At 65.4% G+C, this 13,530-nt stretch carries 8 protein-coding genes; 3 read left to right on the top strand and 5 right to left on the bottom strand.

Features of this window, described 5'->3' with window-relative positions; translation table 11 throughout:
- Positions 1 to 2: 2 nt before the first annotated feature.
- Genes xylF through xylA form a run of 3 tightly spaced genes read right to left on the bottom strand, consistent with a single transcriptional unit; the run spans position 3 to position 3,877 of the window.
- Positions 3 to 1,016, bottom strand: coding sequence for a D-xylose ABC transporter substrate-binding protein (gene xylF / locus L2Y96_RS03795; protein WP_247332488.1), 1,014 nt, complete (start codon positions 1,014 to 1,016; stop codon positions 3 to 5).
- 31 nt (positions 1,017 to 1,047) lie between these two features.
- A complete protein-coding gene (xylB, locus tag L2Y96_RS03790; RefSeq protein ID WP_343218434.1) occupies positions 1,048 to 2,547 on the bottom strand; it encodes a xylulokinase in 1,500 nt (499 codons plus the stop codon).
- A gap of 13 nt (positions 2,548 to 2,560) precedes the next feature.
- Complete coding sequence (xylA, locus tag L2Y96_RS03785) at positions 2,561 to 3,877, bottom strand: xylose isomerase (RefSeq protein WP_247332486.1); 1,317 nt, start codon at positions 3,875 to 3,877, stop codon at positions 2,561 to 2,563.
- A 152-nt stretch (positions 3,878 to 4,029) separates the two neighbouring features.
- Between xylA and L2Y96_RS03780 the strand changes: the two genes are divergently transcribed.
- The 3 genes from L2Y96_RS03780 (at position 4,030) to L2Y96_RS03770 (ending at position 8,272) form a co-directional block, all read left to right on the top strand.
- Positions 4,030 to 5,211 (top strand): XylR family transcriptional regulator, encoded by a 1,182-nt coding sequence (locus L2Y96_RS03780; RefSeq protein ID WP_247332467.1) that lies wholly within the window; start codon positions 4,030 to 4,032, stop codon positions 5,209 to 5,211.
- Between the two features lie 29 nt (positions 5,212 to 5,240).
- On the top strand, positions 5,241 to 6,284 hold the full coding sequence (locus L2Y96_RS03775; RefSeq protein WP_247332464.1) for an aldose epimerase family protein: 1,044 nt from the start codon (positions 5,241 to 5,243) through the stop codon (positions 6,282 to 6,284).
- Between the two features lie 107 nt (positions 6,285 to 6,391).
- Positions 6,392 to 8,272 carry an ATP-binding cassette domain-containing protein gene (locus L2Y96_RS03770; protein ID WP_247332461.1) on the top strand — a complete coding sequence of 627 codons (1,881 nt, stop codon included), beginning with the start codon at positions 6,392 to 6,394 and terminating at the stop codon, positions 8,270 to 8,272.
- 117 nt (positions 8,273 to 8,389) lie between these two features.
- On the opposite strand, the gene L2Y96_RS03765 is transcribed toward L2Y96_RS03770, so the two are convergent.
- Together L2Y96_RS03765 and ppc are read right to left on the bottom strand one after the other, a co-directional pair.
- On the bottom strand, positions 8,390 to 10,375 hold the full coding sequence (locus L2Y96_RS03765) for a methyl-accepting chemotaxis protein (RefSeq protein ID WP_247332458.1): 1,986 nt from the start codon (positions 10,373 to 10,375) through the stop codon (positions 8,390 to 8,392).
- A 359-nt stretch (positions 10,376 to 10,734) separates the two neighbouring features.
- Complete coding sequence (gene ppc / locus L2Y96_RS03760; RefSeq protein ID WP_247332456.1) at positions 10,735 to 13,440, bottom strand: phosphoenolpyruvate carboxylase; 2,706 nt, start codon at positions 13,438 to 13,440, stop codon at positions 10,735 to 10,737.
- Between the last annotated feature and the right edge of the window lie 90 nt (positions 13,441 to 13,530).

Below are 13,530 nucleotides of genomic sequence, written 5' to 3'. Positions count from 1 at the left end.
CTTTAGTTACCGACCTGCGCCTGGGTGTAGAAGCCGTCCTTCACCACGAGGTCGACGTTCTGCTTGGTCAGCAGGGTCGGGGTGAGCAGGATGGTGTTGATGTCCTTCGAACCGTTGTTCATCTTCGACGTGAACTTCGGGGTCTCACCCTTGGCGAACTGGACGGCCAGATTCGCTGCATCGGTGGCGATGGTCTTGATCGGCTTGTACACCGTCATGGCCTGGGTGCCTGCCTTGATGCGCTTGACCGCGGCAAGATCGGCATCCTGGCCCGAGACCGCCACCTTGCCGGCGAGCTTCTGGCCGTTCAGCGCGGCGATGGCGCCGCCGGCCGTACCGTCGTTGGAAGCCACGATGCCCTGGATGTTGTTCTTGTTGGCCGTGAGCGCGTTTTCGATGATCGACTGCGCCTTCGATGCCAGCCACTCATCGGTCCACTGCTGGCCGACGATCTTGATGGCGCCGCTCTTCACCAGCGGATCGAGGACCTTCATCTGGCCCTCGCGCAGGATCTTGGCGTTGTTATCGGTCGGCGCGCCGCCGAGCAGGAAGAAGTTGCCCTTGCCGCCGGTGGCATCGACCACGCCCTTCGCCTGCATTTCGCCCACCTTCTCGTTATCGAACGAGATGTAGGCATCGACGTCGGCGTTGAGGATGAGGCGATCGTAGGAAATCACCTTGATGCCCGCCTTCTTCGCCTCGGCCACGACCGTGGTGAGCGTCTTGGCGTTGAACGGCACGATGACGATCACATCGACCTTGCGCGAGATGAGGTTCTCGATCTGCTGGATCTGTTTCTGCTCGTTCGCATCGGCCGATTGCACCGAAACGGTGCCACCCTTGGCCTCGACGGCCGCCTTGAAGTAATCGCGGTCGCGGGTCCAGCGCTCGACGCGCAGATCGTCGATCGAGAAGCCGATGACCGGCTTGTCCTTGCTTGCGTGGGCCTGCGGCGCGAAGACGCCTGCGGCCACCATCGATACGGCCAGCAACGTGTGTAGGGCCTTTTGCTTCATGCTGTTCTCCATCTTCTTATGGATCGCCCTTTCAGGACGGGCGGAATGCGTCGCCAAGGGCGGCGTCGATATACAGCGGCTTGAGTTGTTCGTAGGAGCGACGGAACAGAGGGTGGCGCGTTTGCAGGAAATAAGCATGACGCGCTGCATCGGGCTCACGCACGGCTAACGTTTCCGGCATGGGGCAGACCTCGTCCAGCGAGGCATCGGGCTCTACGGCCAGCCGCGCCAGGCGAGCAGCGCCCAATGCAGGCCCCACCTCGCCGCCGGCACGCAGCACCAGCGGCTTGCCGAGGATATCGGCCAGCATCTGGGTCCAGTAATGGCTGCGCGAGCCACCGCCGATCACGGTGATCTGATCCGACACCAGCCCCGTGCCCTCCACCGCCAGGAGGCCATCGAGAAGGCCCAGGCCCACGCCTTCGAGCGTGGCATGGGCAAGGTCGGTGCGTTCGGTATCCGGGCCCAGGTTCGTGAACGAGCCGCGGGCATGGGCGTCGTTGTGCGGCGTGCGCTCGCCGGTGAGGTACGGCAGGAACAACGGGCCATCCTGGCGCCAGCCGGTCCGTTCAGCGTCAGCGAGCAACGCCGGCACATCCGCATACCCCGTAAGGCGCGCGGTGAAGTCGAGGCAGCTTGCCGCATTCAACATCACCGACATGAGGTGCCAGGTCGACGGCAGCGCATGGCAGAAACTGTGCACCGCCGTTTCAGGGCTGGCCCGGAAGCCGTCCGACACCGCGAAGTACACCCCGGACGTGCCGAGCGAAAGCATGGCCTGGCCGTGGCGGACGATGCCAACGCCCACGGCACCCGCCGCGTTATCGCCACCACCGGCGGCGACCGGGACGGGACGCATACCCCACCGTTCGGCCAGTTCCTTGCGCAGGCGTCCGGCGGGCTGGCTACCCTCGAGCACCTCGGGCATGTGCGAGCGATCCAGCCCCGTCGCGGCAAGCATGGCGTCGCTCCACTGACGCTTGCGCACGTCCAGCCACAATGTGCCGGCGGCATCCGACGCGTCGGTCATGTAGTCGCCGGTGAGCCTGAGCCGCAGGTAATCCTTCGGCAGGAGCACCTTCGCCACGCGGGCGAAGATGTCCGGCTCGTGCTTGCGTACCCACGCCAGCTTCGGCGCGGTGAAGCCGGGCATGGCGAGGTTACCGGTGACCTCGCGGAAGCCGGGCACCTTTTCCAGCTCGGCGCATTCCACGTCCGAACGACCATCATTCCAGAGGATGGCCGGGCGGAGGACCGTATCGGAGGCATCGAGCAGCGTCGCGCCGTGCATCTGGCCCGAAAGGCCAATGGCGGCGACGTGCTGCGCATTGACGCCCTTGAGCACCTCACCCACCGCGGCTTCCGTGGCTGCCCACCATGCAGCGGGATCCTGTTCGGACCAACGCGGCCTGGGGTGGGAAACGGTAAGCGGAGAGGAGGCGCTGGCGCACACAGCGCCAGCGTCGTCGACGAGTACGGCCTTGACCGAGGAGGTGCCGAGATCGATGCCCAGGTACAAGCGTGCTTCCATGACGGGTTTCATATCACCCATAGATATAACGGTTGACGATATTTTCGAGCAACTCCTGCTGGCCCGAGACGTGCTTCGGGTGCAGATCGCGCGCAATAGCCTCATCGCTTAACGAAGCGAGCGTGAAGCCGCCGTTGAGGATCTTCGTACCGAAGTCCGCATCCCACCCGGCATAACGCTTTGCCTTCAACTCGGCGAGGGTGTCTTTCTCAATCATCTTCACCGCGCGTTCCAGGCTCAGCGCCAGCGTGTCGATGGCACCGATGTGGCCGTGGAAAAGATCGGCCGCGTCGTGGCTCTGGCGGCGGACCTTGGTATCGAAGTTATAACCACCCGTGGTGAAACCGCCGGCCTTGAGGATCTCGTAAGTGACCAGGGTCATTTCTTCCACGCTGTTCGGGAACTGGTCGGTATCCCAGCCATTTTGCGGATCACCGCGGTTGGCATCGATGGAACCGAAAATACCGAGGGCAATGGAGGTGGCCACTTCGTGCTGGAACGAATGCCCGGCCAGGGTCGCGTGGTTGGCCTCAAGGTTGGTCTTTACTTCGTTTTCCAGACCGTAGGCCTTGAGGAAGCTGTAGACCGTGGCGGAATCGTAATCGTACTGGTGCTTGGTGGGCTCCTGCGGCTTGGGCTCAATGAGGATCGTGCCCTTGAAACCGATCTTGTGCTTGTGCTCCACGACCATCTGGAAGAAACGGCCGAGCTGGGCACGCTCGCGTTTCAGGTCGGTATTGAGCAGCGTGTCATAGCCCTCGCGGCCGCCCCACAGGACGTAGTTCGCGCCACCCAGGCGGTGGGTGGCTTCCATCGCGTGGCGCACCTGCGTGGCCGCATAAGCGAAGACTTCCGGCTGCGGGTTGGTCGCGGCACCCGCGGCATAACGCGGGTTGCTGAACACATTGGCCGTACCCCACAGCAGCTTCACGCCCGTTTCGGCCTGCTTCTTTTCCAGCACATCGACCATGGCCGCGAAGTTATTGCGGTAATCAGCGAGGCTGTTGCCCTCCGGCGCGACGTCGGTGTCATGGAAGGTGTAATAAGGCGCGCCAAGACGGGAGAAGAAATCGAAAGCGGCATCGGCTTTTTCGCGGGCCTTGCCCATCGGATCGCCCGCCTGCTGCCATGGGCGCTCAAACGTACCCGCACCGAACACATCAGAGCCCGGCCACACGAACGTGTGCCAATAGCAGACCGCCAGGCGCAGGTGCTCGGCCATGGTCTTGCCCAGCAGGGTGCGATTGGCGTCGTAATGGTGGAACGCCAGCGGGTTATCAGACCCCGGACCTTCGTAGCTGATCTTCGGGATGCTGGAGAAGTACGACATAACGATTCCTTGACGAACGAGGGGACGAAGCCCACTGATGCTCGCCAGCGGCGCGTTTTGGCGCAATTGCGATTTCCGTTGAGCCTGCCTGCCTTTTTCCTGCCGCGTTGCGTCATGGCCTCCAGCGCCATTCTTTGCTAGTTTTCCTGTTCATGGCACCGCATCGCATCGCACTGCTGTTCAATGCCAACAAGGTCTATGACCGTCAGGTCATCGCGGGTATTGGGCATTACCTCAATAGCACCCGTGTGGAGTGGGATCTCTTCCTCGAAGAGGATTTCCGCAGCCGCATGCGCGACATCCACCAGTTCAAAGGTGATGGGGTCATCGCTGATTTCGACGACCCCGAAGCCGAGGAAGCGCTGCGCGAGCTGCACATCCCGGTGGTCGCCGTCGGCGGTTCCTACCACGATCCATCGCATTACCCGGTGGGCGTCCCGTATATCGCCACCGATAACGCGCGCCTCGTGCGCCTGGCCTATGATCACCTGATCGAGCAGGGCCTTAGCCGGTTCGCGCTCTACGGGATCCCGACCACCACGGCGAGCCGCTGGGCCCAGGAACGCGAGCACGCGTTTCGCCACATCGTGGCCGCCGAGAATGTCGAGGGGATCCTCTACGAGGGCTCGCCCACCAGCGCGGGTGGCTGGGGCGAAGCCGTGGAGCACCTCGTCGAATGGCTGGCCGGCCTGCCCAAGCCCATCGGCATCATTGCCGTCACCGATGCCCGGGCGCGCCAGCTCCTGCAGGCCTGCGTGATGGGAGGCATCGCCGTCCCCGAGCAGGTGGCCATCGTCGGCATCGACAACGACCCTATGGCGCAGCTGCTCAACCGGATCCCGCTCACCTCGGTGATCCAGGGCGCGGAAGAAATGGGCCGCACGGCCGCCCATGTGCTGCACCAGATGTTGCGCGGCATGGATTGCTCGACCACGCGGGTGATCGTGCCGCCGGTCGGTATCAACGTGCAGACCTCCAGCCGGTTCCAGCCCATGCGCAGCCCGCACGTGATGCGAGCCAGCCACTACATCCGCCAGTACGGCTGCCTGGGTATCAAGACCGAGCAGGTGGCCGATTACGTAGGCGTCTCGCGCACCGTGCTCGAAGAGCACTTCAAGCGCGAACTGAAGCAGACCGTGCACCAGGCCATCCTGAAGCACAAGCTCGATACCGCCTGCGACCTCATCGTGCACGGCGATACCACGCTCGCGGATATTGCCGTGCGCTGTGGTTTCACCTCGCTGCAATACATGTATGCGGTATTCCGTCGTGAGTACGACTGCACGCCGCGCCAATACCTTGAAACCCACCGAACGACGACGGCCGACACCTGAACGACGGCCGGCACGGAACGCTTTCCCCGATGCCTATCTCTGAACCCACCGCCTGGGGCCAACTGCCCGACGGACGCCCCCTCCATCGCTGGACCCTGCGCAATGCGCGCGGTGCGCGCCTCGATATCACCGACCTCGGCGCCACCCTGCTTTCGTGGCAGGCACCTGATCGCCAGGGCGTCTTCGGCGAGGTGCTCCTCGGCCATCCCGACGCCGCCCATTACCTCGCGGCGAACGCGTTCATGGGCGGGATCGTCGGCCGCTGGGCCAACCGGATCCGTGGCGGCCGTTTCACGCTTGATGGCATCGACTACAAGATCGACCGCAACGATGGCGACAACCACCTGCACGGCGGCCACGACGGCTTCCATGCGCGCCGCTGGGATGTGGAGCCCGAGGGCGATGCGTTGTTGCTGCGGCTTACCTCGCCCGAAGGCGACGGCGGCTTTCCGGGTGAAGTGCAGGTGCAGCTGCGCGTGGCGCTGGACGATGACGGTGCGCTCGACCTGCGCTATGCAGCGACCACCGATGCCCCGACCCCGCTCAGTCTTACCGCCCATCCGTATTTCAACCTGAACGACCGCCGGGCTGATATCCGCGATCACGTGATCCGTATCGATGCCGAGGAATTCCTCGCGACCGACGAGCAGGCGATCCCCACCGATCGCCAGCATGTGTCGGGGACGGCCTTCGACTTCCGCGAAGCGGCGCCGATCGGCTCCCGGCTGCACTGGCCCGATACGCAGTTGCGCGCAGCCGGTGGGTTCGACCACTGCTATATCCCGCGTGGGCCGTCGAATGCCGCGCCACGCGTCGTAGCGGTGGTGACCGAGCCGTCGAGCGGGCGCCGCCTCACCGTGGCCAGCGACCGACCGGGCCTGCAGTTCTACAGCGGGCAGAAGCTGGCCGGCCAGGTGAATCGCGAAGGGCGGCCGTACAGCGCCTTCGCCGGCTTCGCCCTGGAGGCCGAGGCGTTCCCCGACCAGGTGAACATGCCCGAGGCGGAAGGGGCCATCCTGCGCCCCGGTTCCACCTACCACCAAACGACCCGATACCTGCTGGACACCCTGTAGGAGCGCGCTTGCGCGCGATGGGGCCCGCGGCAAGCCCCGATCGCGCGCAAGCGCGCTCCTACGAGAACCGACGCGCGTTTGGGTCCCGGGCCGGGTAAAATGCCCGGATGTCTCTTATCCAGATCCTTGGCCTCGACTACAGCGTCGGCGGCCCCCTCCTGCTTGAACACGTCGATCTCTCGCTCGACCTGGGCGAGCGCGTCTGTATCGTCGGCCGCAACGGCGCCGGCAAATCCACGCTGATGAAGCTGATTGCGGGCGAGCTGAAGCCCGACGACGGCGAAATCCGGCTCCAGGGCGGCACGCGCGTGGCGCGACTTACCCAGGAAGTGCCCCAGGACACAGCAGGCACCGTGTTCGACGTGGTGGCCGAGGGCCTGGGCGAGCTGGGCCACCTGCTGGCCCGCTACCACCACATGCTCGACGCAGGCGATATGGACGGCCTGGGAGAGGTGCAGTCGCAGATCGAGGCCCATAACGCCTGGGATCTCGATGCCCGCGTCGAAGCCATCATCGAGAAGCTGGAACTGCCGGGCCACACCGACTTCGCCGACCTCTCCGGCGGCATGAAGCGCCGCGTGCTGTTGGGCCAGGCCCTCGTGCGCGACCCGAACCTGCTCCTGCTCGACGAGCCCACCAACCACCTCGATATCGAGGCCATTGCGTGGCTGGAAGGCTTCCTGAAGAGCTTCAGCGGCGCCATCGTGTTCATCACCCACGATCGAAGCTTCCTGCGCGCGCTGGCCACCCGTATCGTCGAGATCGACCGCGGTGCGGTTTCCAGCTGGCCGGGCGATTACGACAATTACCTGCGCCGCCGCGAAGAGCGCCTGCACGCGGAAGCCCAGGCCAACGCGCACTTCGACCGCAAGCTGGCCCAGGAAGAAGTGTGGATCCGCCAGGGTATCAAGGCGCGCCGCACCCGTAACGAAGGCCGCGTACGCGCGCTGAAGGCGATGCGCAACGAGCGCTCCGAGCGCCGTGAAGGCCAGGGCAACGCCAAGATGACCATGGCCAACGCGCAGGCGTCGGGCCGCAAGGTCATCGAAACGAAGCACGTGACCCAGGCCTACGATGGCCGCACGCTGATTCGCGACTTCTCGACCACGATCATGCGCGGCGACCGCGTGGGCATCATGGGGCCGAACGGCGCCGGCAAGTCCACCCTGCTGAAGATCATGCTGGGCCAGCTCGCACCTCAGGAAGGTACCGTGGTGCTGGGCACCGGCCTGGAAATCGCGTACTTCGACCAGCATCGCATCGCGCTGGACGATCGCATGAACGCGCTCGATAACGTGGCCGAAGGCCGCGAATACATCGAGCTCAACGGCCAGCGCAAGCACATCATCGGTTACCTGCAGGACTTTCTGTTCTCGCCGGAGCGCGCCCGCGCGCCGATCACCCGCCTCTCCGGCGGTGAGCGCAATCGCCTGTTGCTGGCCAAGCTGTTTGCCCAGCCATCCAACCTGCTGGTGATGGACGAACCGACCAACGACCTCGATGTGGAAACGCTGGAGCTGCTCGAAGAGCTGCTCGGCGAGTACACCGGTACGTTGTTGCTCGTGTCCCACGACCGTGACTTCATCGATAACGTCGTGACCAGCACGCTCGTGCTCGAAGGCGAGGGCGAGATCGGCGAGTACATCGGCGGCTATAGCGACTGGCTGCGGCAGAAGCCGGTGGTCGCGGCAGCGAAGGCCGCGGCGGCTGCGACGGCGAAGCCCGTGGCAGCACCCGCGCCGGCACCTGCTGCGGCACCTGCCCCGGCGAAGAAGAAGCTCTCGTTCAAGGAGCAGCGCGAGCTGGATTTGCTGCCGGCGAAGCTTGAAGAGCTGGAGACCGCGATCGCAAAGCGCACCGAAGCGATGAACGATCCGAAGTATTACCAGCAGGATGCCGCGGCGATTACGCGGGCCAACGATGAGCTGGCGAAGTTGCAGGCTGAGCTTGATACGGCGTTCGCACGATGGGAGGAGCTCGAGGGCTGATTGCCCTCGCGGCTGCCTCGCTTCGTTGGCTTATCGCGCGCAAGCGCGCTCCTACAAGAGATCTGCGGTGTTTTTGTAGGAGTGTGCTTGCACGCGATCGATGTACCTCAACGCCAATTAAAGGCGGAACACTTCCACCACGCGCGCCAGCTCGGCCGCCTGGTCCTCCAGGCTCTTCGCCGCTGCCGCGGCTTCTTCGACCAGGGCCGAATTCTGCTGGGTGGAATCGTCCATCCGCGCGACAGCCTGGTTAATCCTGCCGATCTGGTCGGACTGATCGGTCGATGCGCGGCTGATATCGCCCATGAGGTCCGCCACGTCGCGGATGCGCCCGATGACCGCCTGCATGTTGTGGCCCGCTTCGGTGACCAGGCCATGGCCCGCGTCCACCTGCGCAACGGATTCAGTGATCAGCGCTTCAATCTCCTTCGCCGCCGTGGCGCTGCGCTGCGCCAGGTTGCGCACCTCTTCCGCCACCACCGCAAAGCCCCTACCCTGCTCGCCGGCGCGCGCCGCTTCCACGGCCGCGTTCAACGCCAGGATGTTCGTCTGGAACGCGATGCCGTTGATGATCCCGATGACGTCAGCGATGCGCTGCGCCGAGGCCTGGATACCGTTCATCGAGGCCACCGCCTCCGCCATCGCGCCGGCTTCCTGCTGCACGGCCACGCTCGCACCCTCCGCCAGTTCGCTCGCGCGCGAGGCGTTGTCGGCGTTGTCACGTACCGTGCGGGTGAGCAGGTCGAGGCTGGCGGCGGTCATCTGCAGCTCGGCGGCCTGGCGCTCCGTACGCATGGAAAGATCGGTATTACCCGCCGCGATCTCCGAGGTGCTGCTGGTCATGCTGCCGGTGGCGCGACGTACCGAAAGGGCGATCGAACCCAGCCCATCGCCGATCCCGTCGATGGCGTTCATGAGCTGGCCGATCTCGTCGCCACGGGTTGAGCCAAGGCGGGCCGTGAGGTCGCCTTCGGCCAGGCGGCTGGCCGCCTGCACTGCCGCCGATAGCGGACGCGTGATCCGCACACGGATGGCAATGAACAACAGCACGCAAAGCACGGCGATGATCACGACGCTGCTGATGATGGCCGCGTTTCGCAGGTGGCGCACAGGCGCATACAGTTCATCGGTATCGACCGTGCCTGCGACCATCCAGTGCCATGACGGATCGGTAGCAAAGACCGCAAGCCGTTCGACCTCGTTGCCATCCATCACCATGCGATAGCGCGCCTCGCCCTTGCCGCCGGTGAGCATCGGCGCGTACACCGGCTTGCCATCCACGCCCAGCACCTTGAGCGCGGCACCGTCGGCCTTCGCGGCAGGATCGGCGAGCGCAGGGTCGACGATATACGAGCCATAACGCTTGCCGGCGCTCGCGTCGAGCACCGAATAGTGCCCCGTCTCGCCAATGCGGATGGACGAGATCTGTTGGCGCAGCGCGTCCATTTCCTTGCTGATTTCCACGCCGACGAACCACGCGCCGATCACGTTGCCGGCGGCATCGCGGATGGGCTCGTACCGCGTGATGTAGGGCTTGTCGAAGAGAATGGCCGGGCCGCCGTAGCCCTTGCCGGACAGCAGCAGGGGGAAGGCGGGGTGGGCGTGGTCGATCGAGGTGCCGACGGCACGCGAACCATCCTGCTTCTTCAGCGACGTGGTGACGCGGATGAAGTCCTGGCCATCGCGGACGAACATCGTGGCCACGACGTGCGCGCGGTCGGAAAACTCGTCCACGACCGTGAAATCGCCATTGATCGGCTTGCCACCGAGCGACATCGTCGGCACGGTGCGGTCACCCATCTTCACCCGGTGCATGGTGTCGGTGGCGAGCTTTTCGGCGGGGAAATAGGTTTCGAAGACGGCGAGGAAGCGATCGGATTCCGCCAGCAAGGCGCCGCTGAAGGTATTCACCATGGCGATGATGGACTGGCTGCCGCGACCGAGGTCATCACGCGAGCGGGTCTCCAGTTCACGTGAGACCTTCGTGGTAACGAGCACGGTCAGCAGCGCAATACCTAGGGAAACGATGGCCACGACCAAAAGCGTGAGGCGTGCGCCCACGCTGAGGCCGCGCCAGCGGGCACGACTGAGGGTGTCTTTCATGATGAGCCTGCGGAAAGCTGAGGGCCCGCAAATTTCGGGCATGTAAACCCGTTTTCGGCAAGGTTTTACCCAGCTTTAATCGCATGGCGCCGTGAGACGCGTATCGCGCGCGGATGCGTATCGCACACATATAGGAGCCCACCCTGTGGGCGACGCCGTTCGCGTAGGAGCCCACCCTGTGGGCGACGCCGTTCGCGAAAGAGCCACAGGGCCTGCGGCGTTATCGCGAAAGATGTCGCCCACAGGGTGGGCTCCTACGGGCGACCCAGCGACCCAACAATGCAACCCGGCGACCCGGCGACCCAGTGACCCAGCAATGCAACCCGACAAGCCGGCAACCGGGCAACTGGTGCGTAGGGTTAACCGGTGTTCTGCAGGCCCTGCGAAACGCCATTGACGCAGGCCACCAGGGCACTGAGCAGCGCGTCGTCCTTGCCGCCGGTGGCGCGCCAGCGCTTGAGCAGATCGACCTGGAGCAGGCTCATCGGGTCGACATACGGGTTGCGCAGGCGAATGGAGGTGGCCAGGCGCGGCTCGCGCTGGAGCAGTTCGTCCGCCCCCTTCAGCTTCAGCACCCAGCGCACCGTGCGCTCGAACTCCTCGCGGATCTTCGGGAAGAACCGCTGGTGCAGCGGCCCGGCCAGTTCCGAGAACGCCTCGGCAATCGCGATATCCGCCTTGGCCAGCACCATCTCGACGTCGTCGAGCATGGTGGCGAAGAACGGCCACTCATGGGCCATGCGTGCCAGCACATCCTCGCCGCTTTCCTTCGCCACGGTGTCCAGGGCGCTACCGAGGCCGTACCAGCCGGTGAGTACCGCGCGGCACTGAGTCCACGAGAACACCCAGGGGATCGCGCGCAGGTCTTCCACACCCTTCATGCTGCGGCGGCGTGCCGGGCGCGAGCCCAGGGTCATACGTTCGATCACGTCGATGGGCGTGGCACCGCGGAAATAATCGACGAAGCCATCCATGTCGACGAACGCACGGTAGGCCTTGCGGCTTTCATCGGAGAGCCGGACCATCACGTCCTTCCACCCTGACTCGCGCACCTCGGCGACACGTGGGCGCAGCGAAGCGCGCATCACGGCCCCGAGCGTCTGCTCCAGGTTGCGCACGGCGAGCGCGCGAATGCCGTACTTGCGGTGAATCACTTCGCCCTGCTCGGTCACGCGCAGCACGCCGCCTACCGAACCACGCGGCGAAGCCATCAGTGCTGGGGTAATACGCGAACCACCACGGCTCGCCGAGCCGCCACGGCCATGGAAGAACGCCACGCGAATGCCCGCCTTGGCCGCCACCTCGAGCAGTTCCACCTGCGCGCGTTGCAGGCTCCACTTGGAAGCGACCGTGCCGCCATCCTTGCCGCTATCGGAATAGCCCAGCATCACCCACTGGCGATCGCCGCGGGCCTTCAGGTGCGCGCGATACACAGGGTCATCCAGCAGCGCCTGCAGGGTGGCCGGGCCGCCCTTCAGGTCGTCGATCGTTTCGAACAGCGGCGCCACGTCGAGCGGCACGCGGCCGTCTTCGAGCAGGCCGCCGCGGCGGGCAAGGGCCAGCACGGCGAGCACATCGGCTGCGGTCTCGGCCATGCTGATGATGTAGAGCCCGGTCGCTTCGGTGCCGTAGCGCTTGCGCGCATCCGCCAGCGTGCCGAAGACACCGCGCAACATGCCGGCCGCTTCGTTCCCTTCCCCGGCCACGAAACTGCGCTCACCCGCGGCGAACGGGCGGAGCGTCTTCACCCGTGCATCGACATCGCGATCGGCCCAGCCGGCATCGTCGAGCAATGCCGCCAGCGCCTCGTCGTGCACGCGCGCATCCTGTCGCACATCCAGCCGCGCGAGATGGAAGCCAAACGTGCGGGCCCGCCACAACAGGCGACCCACCGCGTAAGCGCCCGCGTGGCGGCCGCCGTGGTCGAGCAGGCTCTTTTCGACCAACGCAATGTCGTCGATGAACTCGCCCGCCGATGCGTAAGCATCGTCGTCCTCATGCAGCGTGGCATCGAGACGCGCCGCCACGAAGGTGAGGAACGCGCGATACGGCATATCCGCATGCCGTGGGCGGATGCGCGCGGCCGCGTCGGGTAGCCGCTCGCGGTAGTCATCGAGGCGGCGGCCCAGCTTGTCGTCGAGCTTCACGCGGTCGCTGGTCTGGCTCAGCAGGCGGCCCAGTTCGTTTACGCCCTCGGTGTAGCGCTCAAGCACCAACGCGCGCTGCGCGGCGAGCGTGGCGGCGATGGTATCGGCGTTGACGTTCGGGTTGCCGTCCATGTCGCCGCCCACCCAGGTGGCAAAGCGCAGCACGCGCGGCACGGCGACGTCATCGCCGTAATGCTCGGCGATGGCCTGCTCCAGCGCTTCGTACAAGGCGGGCAGCACGCGGTAGATCGGGCGGGCAATGTAGAAGCCGACATGGTCGAACTCGTCGGAGACGCTGGGCCGCACCGGCGACGCTTCGGCCGTCTGCCAACCCGCGGAGAGCGCCATCAGGATACGGGCATCGTCATCGCGCAGTTCCTGCGGGGTGCGCGTCGGGTCGAACTCATCGACGAGGGCGCGGACGATCTCCTGCTCTTTCTCGAGCAGCGAGCGGCGCACGGCCTCCGTAGGGTGGGCGGTGAAGACGGGCTCCACATCGAGCTTGCCCAACAGGGTAGCCAGCTCGTCGCGGGTAACCCCCTCGGCCTTGAGCTGGCCGAGCACGGCGGAAAGCGACTCGGGCTGGGGCGCCTGGCCTTCGCGCTGGTAATCGCGGCGGCGGCGGATCCGGTGGACGCGCTCGGCCGTGTTCACCGCCTGGAAGTAGGTGGCGAAGGCCCGGGCCAGGGCCTCGGCATCGCCGGCACCCAGGCCAGTCAACGTACCCGCCAGGGCGTCTACGGCCGCGCCGCTGCGGCGGCGGTGGATGGCGGCGGTGCGGACGGCTTCGACCCGCTCGAAAAAGGCTTGCCCGCCCTGCTCGGCCAGCATCTGGCCTACCAGGGCGCCCAGGCGGCGTACGTCCTCGCGCAGGGGGCCGTCGTGGGGGAGGAATTCGGGATCGCGTGCGGCTTCCATCAGTCACTCTGCTGGGGGACGAACCCCGAGAGTACATAAAAAAATGTATTCATCTGATCATCCGGATTCCGAGATATACTCAGGGACTGT

Source organism: Luteibacter aegosomaticola (assembly GCF_023078475.1).
In the GTDB taxonomy this organism is placed as follows: domain Bacteria; phylum Pseudomonadota; class Gammaproteobacteria; order Xanthomonadales; family Rhodanobacteraceae; genus Luteibacter; species Luteibacter aegosomaticola.
Note: the sequence above shows the minus strand (reverse complement) of the source record. Positions and strands in the feature narration are given on the sequence as shown.